The organism is Paraburkholderia sp., assembly GCF_004298475.1.
In the GTDB taxonomy this organism is placed as follows: domain Bacteria; phylum Pseudomonadota; class Gammaproteobacteria; order Burkholderiales; family Burkholderiaceae; genus Paraburkholderia; species Paraburkholderia denitrificans.
The window spans coordinates 1-17,298 of the sequence record NZ_SCRP01000037.1 but is presented as its reverse complement, the minus strand read 5'-3'; the positions used below and the strand labels follow the sequence as shown (position 1 = coordinate 17,298).

At 64.6% G+C, this 17,298-nt stretch carries 18 protein-coding genes; 7 read left to right on the top strand and 11 right to left on the bottom strand.

From position 1 onward, the window contains the following. The first annotated feature begins 11 nt into the window (after positions 1–11). Genes EPN59_RS19205 through EPN59_RS19190 form a run of 4 tightly spaced genes read left to right on the top strand, consistent with a single transcriptional unit; the run spans position 12 to position 3,335 of the window. On the top strand, positions 12–1,232 hold the full coding sequence (locus EPN59_RS19205; protein WP_293039645.1) for an acyl-CoA dehydrogenase family protein: 1,221 nt from the start codon (positions 12–14) through the stop codon (positions 1,230–1,232). Between the two features lie 11 nt (positions 1,233–1,243). Continuing rightward, positions 1,244–2,371: an acyl-CoA dehydrogenase gene (locus EPN59_RS19200; protein WP_293039647.1), complete on the top strand. Its 1,128-nt coding sequence runs from the start codon at positions 1,244–1,246 to the stop codon at positions 2,369–2,371. 38 nt (positions 2,372–2,409) lie between these two features. Beyond that, entirely contained in the window at positions 2,410–2,868 is a 459-nt protein-coding gene (locus EPN59_RS19195) for a MaoC family dehydratase (protein WP_293039649.1), read from the top strand. Beyond that, complete coding sequence (locus EPN59_RS19190) at positions 2,865–3,335, top strand: MaoC family dehydratase (protein WP_293039651.1); 471 nt, start codon at positions 2,865–2,867, stop codon at positions 3,333–3,335. The genes EPN59_RS19195 and EPN59_RS19190 overlap by 4 nt, the downstream gene beginning before the upstream one ends. 128 nt (positions 3,336–3,463) lie before the next feature. Here EPN59_RS19190 and EPN59_RS19185 read toward each other — a convergent pair whose 3' ends face one another. From EPN59_RS19185 to EPN59_RS19165, 5 genes are all read right to left on the bottom strand, one after another. Continuing rightward, a complete protein-coding gene (locus EPN59_RS19185) occupies positions 3,464–4,165 on the bottom strand; it encodes a glutathione binding-like protein (protein ID WP_293039653.1) in 702 nt (233 codons plus the stop codon). A 128-nt stretch (positions 4,166–4,293) separates the two neighbouring features. Further along, positions 4,294–5,532 (bottom strand): acyl-CoA dehydrogenase family protein, encoded by a 1,239-nt coding sequence (locus tag EPN59_RS19180; protein ID WP_293039655.1) that lies wholly within the window; start codon positions 5,530–5,532, stop codon positions 4,294–4,296. A 75-nt stretch (positions 5,533–5,607) separates the two neighbouring features. Continuing rightward, the gene (locus EPN59_RS19175) at positions 5,608–6,726 is read right to left on the bottom strand and encodes a phosphotransferase (RefSeq protein ID WP_293039657.1); all 1,119 of its coding nucleotides are present in this window, start codon (positions 6,724–6,726) and stop codon (positions 5,608–5,610) included. A gap of 35 nt (positions 6,727–6,761) precedes the next feature. Further along, on the bottom strand, positions 6,762–7,481 hold the full coding sequence (locus EPN59_RS19170) for a histidine phosphatase family protein (RefSeq protein WP_293039659.1): 720 nt from the start codon (positions 7,479–7,481) through the stop codon (positions 6,762–6,764). Further along, positions 7,482–8,270, bottom strand: a complete 789-nt coding sequence (locus EPN59_RS19165) for an oxepin-CoA hydrolase, alternative type (protein WP_293039661.1) — start codon at positions 8,268–8,270, stop codon at positions 7,482–7,484. Positions 8,271–8,474: 204 nt separating this feature from the next. Here EPN59_RS19165 and EPN59_RS19160 point away from each other — a divergent pair, with 204 nt between their 5' ends. After that, the gene (locus EPN59_RS19160; protein ID WP_293039663.1) at positions 8,475–9,116 is read left to right on the top strand and encodes a glutathione S-transferase; all 642 of its coding nucleotides are present in this window, start codon (positions 8,475–8,477) and stop codon (positions 9,114–9,116) included. A 133-nt stretch (positions 9,117–9,249) separates the two neighbouring features. On the opposite strand, the gene EPN59_RS19155 is transcribed toward EPN59_RS19160, so the two are convergent. Further along, on the bottom strand, positions 9,250–10,437 hold the full coding sequence (locus EPN59_RS19155) for a pyridoxal phosphate-dependent aminotransferase (RefSeq protein ID WP_293039665.1): 1,188 nt from the start codon (positions 10,435–10,437) through the stop codon (positions 9,250–9,252). Positions 10,438–10,550: 113 nt separating this feature from the next. Next, complete coding sequence (locus EPN59_RS19150) at positions 10,551–11,054, bottom strand: putative toxin-antitoxin system toxin component, PIN family (RefSeq protein WP_293046614.1); 504 nt, start codon at positions 11,052–11,054, stop codon at positions 10,551–10,553. 55 nt (positions 11,055–11,109) lie between these two features. On the opposite strand from EPN59_RS19150, the gene yaaA reads away from it, so the two are divergent. Both yaaA and EPN59_RS19140 read left to right on the top strand, forming a co-directional pair. Continuing rightward, entirely contained in the window at positions 11,110–11,892 is a 783-nt protein-coding gene (gene yaaA / locus EPN59_RS19145; RefSeq protein ID WP_293039668.1) for a peroxide stress protein YaaA, read from the top strand. Positions 11,893–11,907: 15 nt separating this feature from the next. Then, positions 11,908–13,071: a M14-type cytosolic carboxypeptidase gene (locus EPN59_RS19140; RefSeq protein ID WP_293046612.1), complete on the top strand. Its 1,164-nt coding sequence runs from the start codon at positions 11,908–11,910 to the stop codon at positions 13,069–13,071. 78 nt (positions 13,072–13,149) lie between these two features. On the opposite strand, the gene EPN59_RS19135 is transcribed toward EPN59_RS19140, so the two are convergent. The 4 genes from EPN59_RS19135 to EPN59_RS19120 all read right to left on the bottom strand — a co-directional run bounded on the left by EPN59_RS19135 (position 13,150) and on the right by EPN59_RS19120 (position 17,031). Then, positions 13,150–13,779 carry a hypothetical protein gene (locus tag EPN59_RS19135; protein WP_293034056.1) on the bottom strand — a complete coding sequence of 210 codons (630 nt, stop codon included), beginning with the start codon at positions 13,777–13,779 and terminating at the stop codon, positions 13,150–13,152. Positions 13,780–13,984: 205 nt separating this feature from the next. Further along, positions 13,985–14,659 carry an energy-coupling factor ABC transporter permease gene (locus tag EPN59_RS19130; protein ID WP_293034055.1) on the bottom strand — a complete coding sequence of 225 codons (675 nt, stop codon included), beginning with the start codon at positions 14,657–14,659 and terminating at the stop codon, positions 13,985–13,987. A gap of 9 nt (positions 14,660–14,668) precedes the next feature. Beyond that, positions 14,669–15,622 (bottom strand): response regulator transcription factor, encoded by a 954-nt coding sequence (locus tag EPN59_RS19125; RefSeq protein WP_293034054.1) that lies wholly within the window; start codon positions 15,620–15,622, stop codon positions 14,669–14,671. Positions 15,623–15,816: 194 nt separating this feature from the next. Next, positions 15,817–17,031, bottom strand: a complete 1,215-nt coding sequence (locus EPN59_RS19120) for a DUF2863 family protein (protein WP_293034053.1) — start codon at positions 17,029–17,031, stop codon at positions 15,817–15,819. Positions 17,032–17,298: the final 267 nt, after the last annotated feature.

Here is a 17,298-nt window from a genome sequence, read left to right as displayed (position 1 = left end):
AGACACTGCGCATGGATCTCGATTACTCCCCCGCCGACGACGCATTTCGCGCCGACATCCGCGCGTGGCTTGAGGCCAATCTGCCTCAGACGCTGCGCGACAAGGTACTCAACCACAAACGCCTGAGCCGCGACGACATCGTCAGCTGGCACCGGCTGCTCGGCCAGAAGGGCTGGTCGGCGCCGGCGTGGCCCGTCGAATGGGGCGGCCCGGGCTGGACCGAAGTGCAGCGCCACATCTGGGACGCCGAATGCGGGCGCATCGGTGCGCCGATCGTGCTGCCGTTCGGCGTGTCGATGGTCGCGCCCGTGCTCATGAAGTACGGCAACGAAGCGCAGATGCGTTACTACTTGCCGCGTATCCTCGCGGGCACCGACTGGTGGTGCCAGGGCTATTCCGAGCCGGGCTCGGGTTCCGATCTTGCGTCGCTGCGCACGCGCGCCGTACGGGTCAAGGACGATTCCGGCGAACACTATGTCGTGAACGGCCAGAAGACCTGGACCACGCTCGGCCAGCACGCCGACATGATGTTCTGCCTCGTGCGCACCGATCCCGCCGCAAAGAAGCAGGAGGGCATCTCGTTCCTGCTCATCGACATGAAGACGCCGGGCATCACCGTGCGCCCGATCATCACGCTCGACGAAGACCACGAAGTCAACGAAGTGTTCTTCGAAGACGTGAAGGTGCCGGTCGAGAATCTCGTCGGCGAGGAGAACCGCGGCTGGACCTACGCGAAGTATCTACTCGGCCATGAGCGTACCGGTATCGCGCGCGTGGGCGCATCGAACCGCGAACTGGCATTCCTCAAGAGCGTCGCGCTCAAGCAGAAGAAGAACGGCAAACCGCTCTTGCACGATCCGGTATTTGCGGCGCGCGTGGCTGCTGTCGAAATCGAATTGATGGCGCTCGAAGTGACTGCCGAGCGCGTGATCGCTAGTAGTGGCAACGGCGGCGGCAATGGCCGTGGTCCGGGTCCTGAAGCGTCGATGCTCAAGATCAAGGGCACCGAAATCCAGCAGGCGCTGACCGAGCTGATGCTCGATGCGGTCGGCCCGCTGGCCGCGCCGTTCGATCCGGCGTTCCTCGAGGGCAAGCACCTGCACGCCGCAGGCGGCGACGACGACGCGGCTCCGCTCGCGGCGTACTACTTCAACTACCGCAAGACGTCGATTTACGGCGGGTCGAATGAAATCCAGAAGAACATCATCGCGCAGATGATTCTGGGGATCTGAGGAGCGGCGCAATGGACTTCAATTTCACCGAAGAGCAACAGCAACTGTCCGACGCGCTGCGTCGCTATCTCGACAAGAACTATGGCTTCGAAGCGCGCCAGGCGATCGTGAAGACGCCCGAGGGCGTTTCCGCCGTTCACTGGAACGCGTTCGTCGAACTCGGCCTCACTGCGCTGCCCGTGCCGTCGGCGCAGGGCGGCTTCGACGGCACGCCGTTCGACATGCTGGCCGTCATGCAGCAGCTTGGCCGTGCGCTCGTTGTCGAGCCGTACTGGGCGACGGCGGTCGGCGTCGAAGCGCTCCGGCTTGCGGGGGATACGCACGCCGACAATGCAAAGCTGCTCGAACGCGTGGCCGCAGGCGAAGTGCGCCTCGCGGTGGCTTTCCACGAACCCGATGCGCGCTACGATCTGTTCTTGCTCGCCACCACGGCGAAGGAAACGGGCGATGGCTACTCGCTCACGGGCACAAAGTCGGTCGTGCAGCACGGCGCGCAAGCGGACTACTGGATCGTCCCGGCGCGCCTTGCGGGCGAGGTTGCGCTGTTCGTCGTCGCGCGCGGCGCGAACGGTGTCGATGTGGGCGACTACCGCACGATCGATGGCCAGCGGGCCGCGACGCTCAAGTTCACCGATGCGCACGCGCGCCGGCTGGGCGGCGAGTCCGTTGGAGCGGCGACGTGGGAGCGCATTGCCGATTACGCGACCTTCCTGCTGTGCGCCGAAGCGCTCGGCGCGATTGACGCGCTCACGAGCGCGACTGTCGAATACACGAAGACGCGCCAGCAGTTCGGCGTGCCGATCGCGCGCTTCCAGGCGCTGCAGCACCGCATGGCCGACATGCTGATTCACGCCGAGCAGGCCCGTTCGATCACGTACCTCGCCGCCGCGCGCTACAGTAGCGAGTCGCCCGACGAGCGCCGCCGCGCGATTTCCGCCGCGAAAGTGCGCGTGGGGCAGGCGGCGCGTTACGTCGGCCAGCAGGCCGTGCAATTGCATGGCGGCATGGGCGTCACCAACGAGGTCGCGGCGGCTCACCTGTTCAAGCGCCTCGCGATCATCGAAACGACGCTCGGCGACGTCGATCATCATCTGGAGCGCTTCACCGCGCTGCCGGGCTTCGCACAAGCGGCCGCATAAGCGGCTGCATGAGCGCGGCCACATCGAGGAAAGCAACGATGACTGTGAGTTACGAAGATCTCGAAGTCGGCAGGTCGTACACGGTCGGCTCGCATACGTTCACGCGCGAGGAGATCGTGCATTTTGCCGAGCAGTTCGATCCGCAGCCGTTCCATCTGAACGAGGCAGCCGCCGAGGCGTCGATGTTCGGCGGACTTGTCGCGAGCGGCTGGCATACGTGCTCGGTCATGATGGGCATGCTCGTGCGCAACTTCCTGGGCGATTCGACCTCGATGGGCTCGCCCGGCGTCGATGAGATCCGCTGGCTCAAGCCGACGCGCGTCGGCGACACGCTCACCATGACGAACACCATCGTCAGCAAGCGCGTGTCGTCGAGCAAGCCCGATCGCGGCATCGTCGAAACGCGTTGGGACGGCGTCAACCAGCACGGCGAAACCATCGTCACGGTGCGCTCGAAGGCCCTGTTCGGGCTGCGGCATCCGGGGAGCGCGTCATGAGCGAAAGCGGCATGGTTCAGATTGCCGACGTGGCGACGCTGCGCGCGCTCGCGGGCGGCACGCCGTTCGTGAGCGGCTGGATCGAGGTGGGTGAGCCGCAGGTGCTCGACTTTGCCGACGCCACCGGCGATCACCAGTGGATTCACGTCGATGCAGAGCGTGCGCGCCGCGAGTCGCCGTTCGGCGGGCCGGTCGCGCACGGTTTTCTCACGCTTTCGCTGATGCCGACGCTGCTCGCGCAGACTGTGAAGATCCATCAGCGCATGGGGGTGAACTACGGGCTCAATCGCGTGCGCTTCACGTCGCCTGTGCCGGTCGGATCGAAGGTGCGCGCGCGCTTTGGCGTGAAGGAAGCGGAAGATGCCGCCGACGGCAGCGCGCAGGTGACGTGGAATGCGACCATCGAGTGCGAGGGCAGCGAACGGCCCGCGTGCGTCGCCGAGTTCATTACACGGCACTACTTCTGATCTTCTGATCGCGTTCGCCTGTGCATCGGCACAGGCGTGCATCGGAACATCATCGAACCGAAGGGGCGTGCGGCACGCGTTGCCGGACGCCCCTTTTTTATGCGTATTTCGTGTGGTTTTCTGTGCGCTCAGTGTTTTGCGTACTGCGTCGCGCCGAACAGGATTTCGCGCTCCTTGTCACCGGTTATCGGCTTGCGCGCGGCAGCGAGTACCTCAACGCCACGCTTGACCGCAGGCCGCTCCGCGATCGTCTCGTGCCAGCGCTTCACGTTCGGCAGGCTGTCGAGATCGATGCCCTGGTTCTGCCACGAACGCGTCCACGGAAATGCGGCGATGTCGGCGATGGTGTACTCGTCGCCGGCGAGATACCCGGTCTTCCCGAGCTGCGTTTCCATGACGTTGTAGAGCCGCTTCGCTTCGTTCGTATAGCGATTGACGGCGTACTGAATCTTTTCGGGCGCATAGATGCGGAAATGGTGCGCCTGGCCGAGCATCGGCCCGAGTCCGCCCATCTGGAACATGGTCCACTGCAGCACGTCGTAGCGCGCGGCGAGGTCGTCGGGCATGAACTGGCCGGTTTTTGCCGCCAGATAAATCAGGATCGCGCCCGATTCGAAGAGCGAAAACGGCTTGCCGTCGGCACGGACCGGGCCTTCGGAATCGACGATGGCGGGAATCTTGTTGTTCGGGCTGATGGCGAGAAAGTCGGACTTGAACTGGTCGCCTGCGCCGATATCGACCGGATGAACGCGGTATTCGAGGCCGGTTTCCTCGAGCATGATATGCACTTTGTGGCCGTTCGGCGTGGCCCAGCTATAGACGTCGATCATTGTGTCTCCATGGCACGGTGGACGGGGAACGCCGCGGCCCGGCCGCAGCGCCTCAACTCGCGCAGATTAGAGCACAGTTCGATGAGGGACGCAGGGCGTGAGCATGCGTCTCTCCCGCAGACACGGACTTACGGCCTGGAAGCCGCGGTGAGTTCCTTGTAGCGCCCGTATTCGAGCTTGGCGATGGCGTTGCGGTGAACTTCGTCGGGGCCGTCGGCGAAGCGCAGCGTGCGAGCCGACGCATACGCATAGGCGAGCGGAAAGTCGCCGCTCACGCCCGCGCCGCCGTGCACCTGGATCGCCCAGTCGAGCACCTGGCAGGCCACGTTCGGCGCGACTACCTTGATCATCGCGATCTCGCCGCGCGCGCCCTTGTTGCCGACGGTATCCATCATGTACGCGGCCTTGAGCGTGAGCAGGCGCGCCTGCTCGATCATGCAGCGCGCTTCGGCGATGCGTTCCTGCGTGACCGTCTGCGCCGAGATCGGCTTGCCGAACGCCACGCGCGTGAGGGCGCGTTTGGTCATGTATTCGAGCGCGCGTTCGGCGACGCCGATAAGGCGCATGCAGTGGTGAATGCGGCCCGGCCCGAGCCGCCCCTGGGCGATCTCGAAGCCGCGCCCTTCGCCGAGCAGGACGTTCGACGCGGGCACGCGCACGTTCTTGAGCGTGATCTCCATGTGGCCGTGCGGTGCGTCGTCGTAGCCGAACACCGTGAGCGGGCGTTGCACCGTGATGCCCTCGGCGTTGGCGGGCACGAGGATCATCGACTGCTGCGCGTGGCGCGGTGCGTCGGGATCGGTCTTGCCCATGACGATGTAGACCGCGCAGCGCGGATCGCCCGCGCCCGAGGACCACCACTTCTTGCCGTTGATCACGTAGTCGTCGCCGTCACGCGTGATGCGCGTCTGGATATTGGTCGCATCCGACGAGGCGACATCGGGCTCCGTCATCAGGAATGCCGAGCGGATCTGGCCGTCGAGCAGAGGTTGAAGCCACTGGCGCTTGTGCTCCCCGGTGCCGTAGCGTTCGATGGTTTCCATGTTGCCGGTGTCCGGCGCGCTGCAGTTGAACACTTCGGGTGCCCAGTGCACGCGGCCCATGATCTCGCACAGCGGGGCGTATTCGAGGTTCGTGAGGCCCGCGCCGCGAGTGGACTCGGGCAGGAACAGGTTCCACAAGCCTGCCTCGCGCGCCTTGAGCTTCAGTTTTTCGACGATCTCCGTGGGCACCCATGCGTTGCCGTTCGCGCGATTGCGCGCGACTTCCTCATGGAAGAGGTGCTCGTTCGGGTAAATGTGTTCGTCGAAAAACGCGAGCAACTTCTCGCGCAGCGCCTGCACTTTCGGTGTGTAATCGAAGTTCATCTATAACCTCGCCGGGAAAATAGCTGTCGTGCGGAAAATGTTTCAGCGGACCTTCAGCGGATTCTTGGTGGACCCTCAGCGGACTTTCTGCGCGTAACGCCACGCAAGCTCGGCCATGGGCCGTGCGCGAGCGCCTGCGTCGACGGCCTGGGCGCTGGCCGCTGTGCCGTCCACGACGCGCTTCATGATGCCCTGCAGGATCGCGGCGATGCGGAACATGTTGTACGCGAGATAGAAATTCCAGTCGCCGCGAATCTCAAGGCCGGTGCGCGCGCAATAGCGCTCGACGTAGTGCTGCTCGTCGGGTATGCCGAGCGCGGCCCAGTCGAGTCCGCCGATGCCGCGGAACTGTGCCGGGTCGACGTGCCAGGCCATGCAGTGATACGAGAAGTCGGCGAGCGGATCGCCGAGCGTCGATAGCTCCCAGTCGAGTACCGCGAGCACGCGCGGCTCGGTCGGATGGAAGATGAGATTGTCGAGGCGATAGTCGCCGTGCACGACCGAGACGCGCGCGCCCGCGTTGTCGGGCACGTGCTGCGGCAGCCATTCGATCAGGCGATTCATCGCGTCGATCGGCTCGGTTTCCGACGCCTGATACTGGCGGCTCCAGCGATCGATCTGACGCGCGAAATAATTGCCGCGCTTGCCGTAGTCGGCGAGGCCGATCGCTTCGGGCGACACGTTATGCAGCGCTGCGATCACGCGGTTCATTTCGTCGTAGATTGCAGCACGTTCTTCGCGCGACATGCCGGGCAGCGACTGGTCCCACATCACGCGGCCCTCGACGAATTCCATCACGTAGAACGCGCGGCCAATCACCGCTTCGTCCTCGCATAGCGCGAGCATCCTGGCGACGGGGACATCGGTCGCGCCGAGCGCATCCATCACGCGGTATTCGCGTTCGATCGCGTGCGCCGACGGCAGCAGCTTCGCTTTCGGGCCCGGCTTGGCGCGCATCACGTAAGTGCGCTGCGGCGTGACGAGCTTGAACGTCGGGTTCGACTGGCCGCCCGCGAACTGCTCGACCGTGAGCGGGCCGGCGAACCCATCGACGTGCGCTGCGAGCCAGGCGGCGAGCGCTTCGATGTCGAAGCGCTGCCGTTCTGCCACGGGACGCGTGCCCTCGAACGCCGAATAATCGCTCGGGGCCGGGTTCTGCTTCGGGGTGTCTCCATCCGGGCTGGCTTGCGCCATATTTGTGTCCCCCTCTGGTTTATGGATGCCGCGCGCTAGGTGCGCGGGCGAAAGCGCAGGAATTGCGCGTAAAGCATTTCCATGGTCGTGTTGCGCGTTTCGTGATGCAGCGGCGACGGCGGCGAATAGTTGAGTGCGCGCACAATCCAGTCGCCGTTTGCCGTGCCGACGTCGAGCGCGTTGATGCAGCCCGTGGCCTGCGCCAGATGGCCGAAGAACGTGCGCCCGCCTGCAGTGATTGCGTGCGAGAGGATCGCGCGGTTCACGCCGCCGTGCAGCACGAGCAACGCGGTGTCCCACGACGGATCGGCGCGCAGCGCGGCGAGCGCGGGCAGCACGCGGTCGAGCAGTTCGCCGATGGTTTCGCCGCCGAGAAAGCGCGTGTCTTCGGGGACGACGCCATCGAACGCGCGCAGGAATGCGTTCTCCACTTCGCCGGGCGGAATCGAAGCGAGGCGGCTGCCGCGAATCTCTTCCCACGCGGGTTGCATTTCGAGTTCGATCTGCTGGCCGGTTTCCGCGAGCACATGCCGTGCCGTTTCGACGGTACGTCGCAGGCCGCTCACGATTACACGGTCGAAGCGCAGCGCCTGCGAGGCGAACACGCGGCCTGCCGCCTTCGCCTGTGCGCGGCCGTTCTCGTTGAGCGGCACGGTATCGGGATCGATGGCGCGGCCCGAATCGTCGAAGTAGGTGACATCACCGTGGCGCATCAGAAAGATGCGGCGGCGCGCGGGCATCTGGAAATGGCTCATCTACTTGTAGACCGGTGAACGTTTTTCGAGGAACGCGGTGATGCCTTCGAGCCCGTCGCGATGATGCAGCGAGGCGACGAAATTTTCGCGTTCGGCGATCAGGTGATCGGCGAGCGGCTGCGTGTCGGCGACATTGACCAGGCCTTTGATCCGCGCGGCCGAATTCGGCGAGACAGCGGCGAGATCGTCGGCCCAGGCGAGCGCGGCGTCGAGCGCCGTGTGCGATTTGACGAGGCGGTTGACGACGCCGAGTTCGGCAAGCCGTGCGGCGCCGATTGGCTTGCCTTCGAGCATCAGTTCGGTGGCGAGCGCACGGGGCAGCGCGCGGGAGAGAAACCATGAGCCGCCGCCGTCGGGCGTGAGGCCCACGCGCGAGTACGACATGACGAATTTGGCGTCCTCGGCGGCGACCAGCAGGTCGGCGGCGAGCGCGAGCGAGAAGCCTGCGCCTGCTGCAGCGCCTTCGACCGCGGCGATCACGGGCTTGCTCGACTGGCGCATCGCGTTGACCCACTCGGCGAGCATGTCGATGCTCGCGGCCTGCACCGATGGATCCTTCGCGCGGTTTTCCAGCAGGCGATTGAGGTTGCCGCCCGCGCAAAAGAAGTTGTCGGCGCCGGTCAGCACGATCGCGCGCAACGACGCGTCGCGCTCGGCGGCGTCGAGCGCTTCGATGGCGGCGGCGTACATGTCGGGATGGAGCGCGTTGCGCGCGCCGGGGTTCGACAGCGTGAGGACGAGCGACGATTCATGCCCTTGCGGCCGGCTGCTGCGGAGTTCGGCACTCATGCGCGGACCTCGTCGGGTGTGTTGCGCAGTTCGTCGCGCGCGACGGCTGCGGCGGCTACGATGCCGGTTGTCTCAATGTAGAAATAATGGGAAGTCATTGGAAACTTCACTCCATGGGTGTCCTAGAATAGCACGATCGTACATTTATATTGCAACAGATTTCGGCGCTGTCCGCAGCAGCGCTGTATTCAAGGAGAGGTGAGGATGATCAAGCTGCACGGTTTCGCGCTGTCGAACTACTTCAACAAGGTCAAGCTCGTGCTGCTCGAGTACGGCATCGCCTTCGAGGAGGTGATCGACAAGCTGCCGCTCGACGAGGCGCAGCGCGCGCATTCGCCCGCGGGCAAGGTGCCGTTCATCGAAACGGAAAACGGCTTTCTGTGCGAATCGGAAGTGATTGTCGAGTATCTGAACGCGCGCTTTCCCGAGCACCGCATTTTCGCGGCCGATCCGTGGCAGGCCGCCAAGGAGCGCGAACTCATCACGTTCGTCGAAACCCATCTGGAACTCGAAGCGCGCGAACTCTACGTCGAGGCGTTTTTCGGCGGCACGGTGAGCGACGAGGTCAAGGCGACGGCGCAAAAGCGCCTGCGCCGCTATATCGCTGCCTTCAAGCGGCTCGCGAAGTTCGCGCCGTATGTGGCGGGCGAGCAGTTCAGCGTGGCCGATGCGGCGACCTTCGTGAGCCTGCCGCTCGTCGCGACGGCGACGCAGAAGGTGTATGGCGTCGATCTCGTGGCAGAGGCGGGGATCGACTGGAAGGCGTACCTGAAGCTGATCGGCGAGCGGCCCTCGGCGCAGCGCGTGAACGCCGATCGCAAGGCGTATATCGAGGCCGACGCGTAAGCGGCGATCGTGCGGCGGCGCTTGCAACATGCGCAACATGCGCAACATGCGCAGCATGCCGCCGCGCTCCGCTGCGGCCTCGCGCGATGATCGGGAACGCAGGGTCGTTCGCGGATGCATCGCGCCGGCTTCGTCAGAGTCGCGCGAGACGTTCGAGCGCGGTGGCGAGCGTGCTTTCGCGCTTCGCGAAACAGAAGCGCACGACGCCTGATTCATGCGGCTCGTGATAGAACGCCGAGACCGGAATCGCGGCCACGCCGATCTCGGTCGTGAGCCACTTCGAGAACCCGGCTTCGGGCAGGTCGCTGATCGCCGAATAATCGACGCACTGAAAATAGGTGCCTTCGCACGGCAGCAGCTTGAAGCGCGTGTTCGCGAGGCCCGCGCGGAAGAAGTCGCGCTTCTTCTGATAGAACGCCGGCAGATCGAGATACGGCTTCGGGTCGCGCAGATAGTGCGCGAGACCGAATTGCATCGGCGTGTTCACGGTGAACACGTTGAACTGATGCACCTTGCGGAATTCGGCCGTGAGCGGCGCGGGCGCGGCGACGTAGCCCACTTTCCAGCCTGTCACGTGATACGTCTTGCCGAAGCTCGACACGATGAAGCTGCGGGCCGCCAGTTCCGGATAGCGCGCGACGCTCTCGTGCGGCGCGCCGTCGTAGACCATGTGCTCGTAGACCTCGTCGGAGAGGATCAGCACGTTGGTGCCGCGCACGATCGCTTCGAGCTGGCGCATGTCCTCGGCGCGCCACACCGTACCCGTCGGGTTGTGCGGCGTGTTGATGAGGATGAGGCGCGTCTTCGGCGTGATCGCGGCGGCGAGCCGGTCGAACGGAATCGCGTACTCGGGTGCTTCCAGCGTGACGAAGACGGGCTTGCCGCCCGCGAGTTCGATGGACGGCAGATAGCTGTCGTAGGTCGGCTCGACGACGATCACCTCATCGCCCGGATGGACCGCGCACAGGATCGCGGTCAGCAGCGCCTGGGTCGCGCCCGCCGTCACCGTGATCTCGGTGTTCGCGTCGTAGCGGCGGCCGTAGACGTGCGCGATCTTGTCGGCGATTGCCTCACGCAGCGCGGGCACGCCGGCCATCGGCGGATACTGGTTGTGGCCGTCGCGCATGGCCTGCGCGACGGCATCGACGATGCGCGCGTCGCAGTCGAAGTCGGGAAAGCCCTGGCCCAGATTCACGGCGCCTTTTTCTGCGGCGAGCGCGCTCATCACGGAGAAGATCGTCGTGCCGACGTTGGGCAGGCGCGACGGAAATGAGGGCGTGAGCGTGGACGAAGATTCGTGCGGCAAATGCGGTGCGTTCATGGCGCGCTCAGACGGTGGACGTTCAATCGGGAAAGCCTGATTGTAGGCATATGCAGGCAAATCCGCGCGTTACCGCGTGTTCCTTCCCGCGTGATTGCCGTGCGCGAGGCGCATCAGGCGCAGGCGGATTGCGCGGCAGCGAGCCCGGTTTCGTCGATGAACGCGCCCGGAGTCGCGACGCGAAAGCCGAAGTCGCGCGCCATGCGCTTCGCGAGCTTGAGCACGGCGCGATCCTTCGAGACGAGCCATGCTGCGCCGCTTGCGCGCGCGAGTTCGAGGAACTTCTGGTCGTCGCGGTCGCGGCACAGCGGCAAGGGCCGTGCGTCGTCGGGCAGGGCGGGCGGGACGATCAGGTCGGCGAGGCGGGACACGCTGGCGAGCGCATCGGCCTTTTCGACGCCGCGTTGGGCGAGGTGCGGGTAGTCCAGCACATGCGTGAGTTCGGCGAGGCAGCGCGCGTCGATCAATGCGCGCAGCGCGCCGCTTTCGAGCGCGGCGCGGATCGGGCGCGTGTGCGGATCGTCGAACACGAGGATGTCGAGCCACACGTTCGAATCAAGCACCACGGACAGTGCGGCGGAGGAGGGCTGGGGCTGAAAACCGGTCATTCGTGACATTCGCTACAATCGGGCTTTCGCCTTGAACATCGGCACTGCGTGCCTGCAAGCCTCTATGATAATCGTTCTGTCGCCAGCTAAATCGCTCGACTACGACACGCCGGCGCACATCGAAACCCACACGATCCCCGCTTTTGTCGAAGACGCAGCCGAATTGATCGACGGCCTGCGCCGTTTGTCGCCCCAGCAGATCGGCTCGCTCATGAGCATCTCCGATCAACTCGCGCGCCTGAATTTCCAGCGCTACGCCGACTGGTCGAAAGAGTTCAGCGAGGCCAACGCGAAGCAGGCCGTGCTCGCGTTCAATGGCGACGTCTACGAGGGTTTCGACGCCGGATCGCTCTCCGCCACTGATCTCGACTACGCGCAGCAGCACGTGCGCGTGCTCTCGGGCCTCTATGGCGTGCTGCGTCCGCTCGACCTGCTGCAACCGTATCGCCTCGAAATGGGCACGCGCTTCGAGAATGCGCGCGGCAAGGATCTCTATGCGTTCTGGGGCGAGCGCATTACGCATGCGCTCAACGCACAACTCGAACACAACGCCAAGAGCGCGCGCGTGATCGTGAACTGCGCATCGAACGAATATTTCAGGGCGGTCAAGCCGAAGCAGCTCGCCGCGCCCGTGATCACACCGGTCTTCGAGGACTGGAAGGGCGGCCGGTACAAGATCATCAGCTTCCACGCGAAGCGCGCGCGCGGCCTGATGGCGCGTTTTGCGGTCGAGCACCGCATCGCCGAGCCGCAAGGGCTCAAGGGCTTCGACGCCGAAGGTTACACGTTCGTTGCGGAGGCATCGAACGATTCGACTTACGTATTTCGCCGGCGCATTGCCGAATAAGCGAGGAAAACAGCCATGACGCTTTCCATTACCAGCCAGTTCGACGCGGGCGCGATTGAAGTTCTGTCGTGCGAGCGCGCCGACGATATCCGCCTGCGTGTGCGCACCGACAATCAGTCCGAGTTCGCACAATGGTTCTACTTCCGGCTTTCGGGCGCGCGTGGCGAGCGTTGCGTGATGACGTTCGAGAACGCGGCGGCCTGCGCGTTTGCGGAAGGCTGGCGCGGCTACCAGGCCGCGGCGAGCTACGACCGCGTGAACTGGTTCCGCGTGCCGACTTCATACGACGGCCAGAAGCTTACGATCGATCACACGCCGGATTTCGACGGCATCTACTACGCGTATTTCGAGCCTTATAGCGAGGAGCGTCACGCCGAGTTTCTCGGCGCGCTGCAGCAACTGCCGCATACGACGCTCACCGAACTCGGCCAGACTGTCGAGGGCCGGCCGATGTCGCTGCTCACGCTCGGCACGGCGGGCGATACGACGCCGGATGGCAAGCCGAAGAAGACGGTCTGGATCATCGCGCGCCAGCATCCGGGCGAGTCGATGGCGGAATGGTTCGTCGAAGGGCTCGTGAAGCGTCTTGCGGGCTGGGGCGACTGGGCGGGCGATCCGGTCGCGCGCAGACTCTACGACCGTGCGGTGTTCCACATCGTCCCGAACATGAATCCGGACGGCAGCGTGCGCGGCAACCTGCGCACCAACGCCGCAGGCGCGAACCTGAACCGCGAATGGATGGAGCCGGACGCGCAGCGCAGCCCTGAGGTGCTGGTGGTGCGCGAGGCGATCGAAGCGACGGGCGTCGATCTCTTCTTCGACATCCACGGCGACGAAACGCTGCCTTATGTGTTCGTGGCAGGCTCGGAGATGCTGCCGGGCTTCACCGAGCAGCAGCGCGTCGAGCAAAAGGCTTTTATCGAAGCATTCAAGATCGCAAGCCCCGATTTTCAGGATCAGCATGGCTACGAGTCGAGCCGCTATCGCGAGGATGCACTGAAGCTCGCGTCGAAGTACATCGGCCACCAATACGGATGCCTGTCGCTGACGCTGGAGATGCCGTTCAAGGACAACGCCAACCTGCCGGACGAGCGAGTCGGCTGGAATGGCGAGCGCAGCGCCGCGCTCGGCGCCGCGATGCTGCAGGCCATCCTGCATCACGTGGAGACGTTCGCGTAAGCGCGTACGCGCGCAAGACAAAGGGGAAGCGGTGCAAACCGCTTCCCCTTTTTTGTGGCTCGGCGCCGATGCGGCGTGTCAGGCCCCGGCCGATTTGTTTTTCGTCGACCTGGCTTTCCTCGAGCCGCTTTTGGCGCTGTTCGTTGCCGCAGACTTGTGGCTCGATTTTTTCGAAACACCCTTCTTCGAACCCTTGTGGGTCGACTTCTTCGCCCCGTGCTTGCCCTTGCCGTGCGAGCTGCCGTGCGCACGCGCGGGCGGCACCGGGTCGTTCCAGCTGAACGCGAGCATCTGGTTGCCGACGTAGCCGCAACGGAATTTCAGATCGTACGGCTCGTGATTGCTGTTCTGCGGAATGCCGACGCCCTCGACGGTCACGATCGTATCGACCTTGACGCGCTGCTTGCCGTTGTCGAACGAGTCGTTCCAAGGCGTGACGTTCGAATGGGCGCTGTCGAACGAGGTGGGCGGAAATTCGACGTGATCGAGCGCTGTTGATGTGCTGGCGACGAAATGGCCGTGCGCGGCGCAGTCGGCGACCAGCGGATCGGCGTGCATCTGGTTGACGAAGGTGTTGACGAGGTCGTTGTGCTGATCGAGCTGATCGGCACGGGCTGGCTGCGCGAAGGCGAACACGAGGCTCGCGGTGCACGCAGCAAGCCGGCCGGCTGTGACCAGCAGCCGGTGGGATGCAGAGTTGCGGTCCATCTTGGTGTAGGAGTGCGGTGTGACGTGAGACACGGTAAGAGCCTGCAACGTGCCGGGGAGTTCAATCCTGAAATAATTTTTCTGGCCTCTGACTCGCTGGCTTGCCGCGAGTGGCACGGATCGCCCCGCTACGACTCTCGGCCGCGCGAGTTCTGTCAGCGCAGCATTTTAGCGCAGGTGGACAGCGATTCCGTGGAGCGGACCCTCAAGTGCGCGGGCCACCCAGTCGATAGCGGCGCACGTCGTAGGTCGTGACCCATGTGGGCCGATAGACGGCGATAAGCGCGGTCGCCATCCCGGTAAACCATGCTTCGCCGGATGCCAGCAGAAATACGCTGAAGGCGTAGCTTGCCGGCACGACGAGCATCGAGCCGCCAGTAAGTGCGATATGGGTGCCGAGTGCCAGATAGGCGGTGATCGAAACGGCAATGGCGGGCGAAATGAAGCCCTGGCCGACGATGAACATGAGGAGGTTGCGCGGCAGCCAGGCCGTGCACGCGCGCTGCAGCAGCGCGGAGATGGCGACCGGGACGGCGCCGAACAGAAGGAACGTCAGCGCGACGCCGTCCCAGGGTGTATCGAAGACGAGCGCCGCGAGTGCGACAACTACGGCCATGGCGACGAGCGCGAGGCCCCAGTCGAAGAGCGTCACGACGAGCGTGGCGCCGATCAGGTGCAGCACGGTGCCGTCTTCGAGCCAGGCGTTGCTGGCCCACAGTACGGCCACGGCCACGATGATCGCAAGCCACACGTGCTGCAGCGTCGCATCCTGAAGCCGCTTGAACGGGTTGTTCCACAACGCGAGCGCGAGCACGCCGAGGGCGACAACCCACCCAACGACTACGAACCATAACGGCAGCGGCGTATATAGGAACCCCATGTCTCAATATTACTCGTTGGATGGCGAAACGTGTGCATGGGGTGTGGCGGGCGGGTCCTCCTCGGCGTTTGCGTTGCCGGCGGATGCCTCGGCGCACTGTGCGAGACCGGATGTGCCCCACGGGCAGCCGGGTTCTGCGGCTATTGGTAGCGCGGGTAGCGCTTCGACGCTGTCGCCTGCCAGCAACGGATAGCGGAACGGCTCTGCCTCGCGCGGCCGCAGCGGCACCACGCCGTGCTGCCCGTGCACGGGCTTCGGCGCCGGCTCGCCCTGGGCGCGCAACACCTCCAGCTGATTCGACAGCAGGCCGTTGTAGATCGCGACGGCCGCAGCGCGGTTGGGTGCGCCGAGTTGCTGGAAGATGCTCGTCAGATGGATCTTGACCGTACCTTCGCTGATGCCGAGTGCGCGGGCGATCATCTTGTTCGTGCTGCCCATGTGGACGCAGCGGAGGATTTGCTCCTGACGGGGCGACAGGCGCACGAAAGCGCGCCGGCCGCGCGCCAGTGTGTCGCTCTTGCCCGGATGCCGCGGTGGGGGTGGTGAGTGCGGTGAGGGCGGCGAGGGCCACGGCTCGCGAAGCACGTCGGCGGGCAGGTGATCGCCGCCTAGCAGGATGAGTTCGAGCAGCTTGACGATGAGGATCGAGTCGGTGGTGCGCCGGATAATGCCGCGCGCGCCTTCGTCCAGCAGCGCCTGCACGCCCGAGGGCGGCTCCGCGCTATCCACGAGCACGGCGATGGGCAGGGTACGGTGGTGGTTCGCAAAATTCTTCAGTTCGCCGGCGCGGATGCCGTGATGCCAGTCGATCACGAACAGATTCGGGGTGAAGCGTTGCATCACGCGTTCGGCGCTGCGCCAGTCGGGAGCGTCGTTGAAGCGCGCGCGCCGATCGATCTGTCTTAGCAGCGCCTTGAGTCCTTCGCGCCTTTCGGCGTCCGGATTGAATACTGCGAACCGCATGAAATACCCTCCTGTGACTGACGACCTCTCGAATGGATGCGTGGCGCGCACGTTGTACTCGCCTGCGGAATTGGACCAACAGCGCCATGATGACAAAAAGCTTGCATCGCGTGGACTGTCCAGAAGGTGTAAGACTTACCGCTCAAAAAAAGTCCCGCGCGAAGGCGGGACTGGGTAGGAATCTGACGCGAGACTCAGTGGAAGTGCGGCTGGACGGGCTCGGAATCTTCCGGCATTTCGGCATGCACGATTTCGCCGAGCGGATCTGCATAGAGCGGCACGCCGCAATCATCGCAATACTCCGGCTCGAAACGGCCGGCGTGACGGCGGATTTCGGTGATGCCCGACTCCTTGAGCAGCGCGACGATCTCTTCGAGAGGACCGTTGCCGCCGTTTTCTTCGGTCGGTTCTTCGTCGATGTCCGCGTCGCCATTCTCGCGGCCATACAGCGGCCAGACGACTCCGTAGAGAACATCGTTGCTGCCGCGCCGTGTGAAGCCGATGCGGTATTCGTCGACGCGCCGCTCGCCGAAGCCCGCAACGACGGCGCGCAGGTCCTGCGCGGAGGCGCCGGTGGTGTCGACCAGATAACGGACGGCGGTGCGGATCGTATGTGGGCGCACGCGTTCGTCGGCATCGCGGCAGGCCGAGTAGTACGCGTCAGGCAGCAGGCACTCGAATTCGCAGCCGGGCATCACGACCGCGAGATTGGCGCCGCCCTGCGTCGCCCATTGTTCGAGGCACTGGCTGCGCTCGATGCGCGAGCCATGCTCCTCCTCTTGCCAGCGAAAGAGCGGCTCGCCGACGGGCGCTGCCACGACGGTGAGCAGGAAGCGCGGATCGGCGAGGATGGGCGACGTTTCGGGCAATTCGCCCGAGCTGATCTTCACGGCGCTGCCGCTCAGGGCAGCTTGCGTGAGTTGCTGTGCGAGACGCCAGGTTTCGACGTGATGGCGCGGCAACTGATCGATGCTGTACAGGTAGGGGGCCATCGCGACGCGCGTACCGCTTGCGAGCACGTGCGCCTGCAGGTGCGTGCGCAGGGCGTCGGCATTGTCGGCCTTCAGCGGGCCTGCGGGGATGACATAGCGTGTCCAGGCAAGCACCGGCGCGGCGACGAGCAGCGCCTCATATTGCGTACCGTCGTGTTCGACGACGAACGATTCGCTGTGTGTTTCGGCCATGTCGGCGAGCGCGCCGTATGCATCCGGATGATTTTGCTGCAGGTGATCGAGCGCGGCGTCGAGGGTCGTTTGATTGCCGTTGCGCACGACCTTCGCTAGCAGCGTGTCGAGCCTGGCTTCCCAGAAGCGGTCTTCGGTGCGGCTGCCCGAGGCGAACAGGGCGAGCGACAGGCCGACAAGTTTGTCGGCGTCCGGAGGGAGGCGTTTGGCGATTCGCGAGCGCATAAATCTATGTATTGGAATGCAGAGAGCCTCATATTCTAGACTGTTCCGTGCGCGGCATTGGGTTGTGCTGCGGCAAAGGCGAAGCTGCGCGGTTACGGGAAGCCGGTAGAAAATTTTTCTACGCGCCCCCTTGCGCGATGGGGGTGGTGGGGGGTAAGATTCGCCCCCTTCGCAGTACGGACGTGATGAAACAGGCGTCCGGACGGTGAAGGCCGCCGCAGAAACGGGCGGCGCGGAGTCAGCGGCTTTCGAGCAGTGATGCAAAAA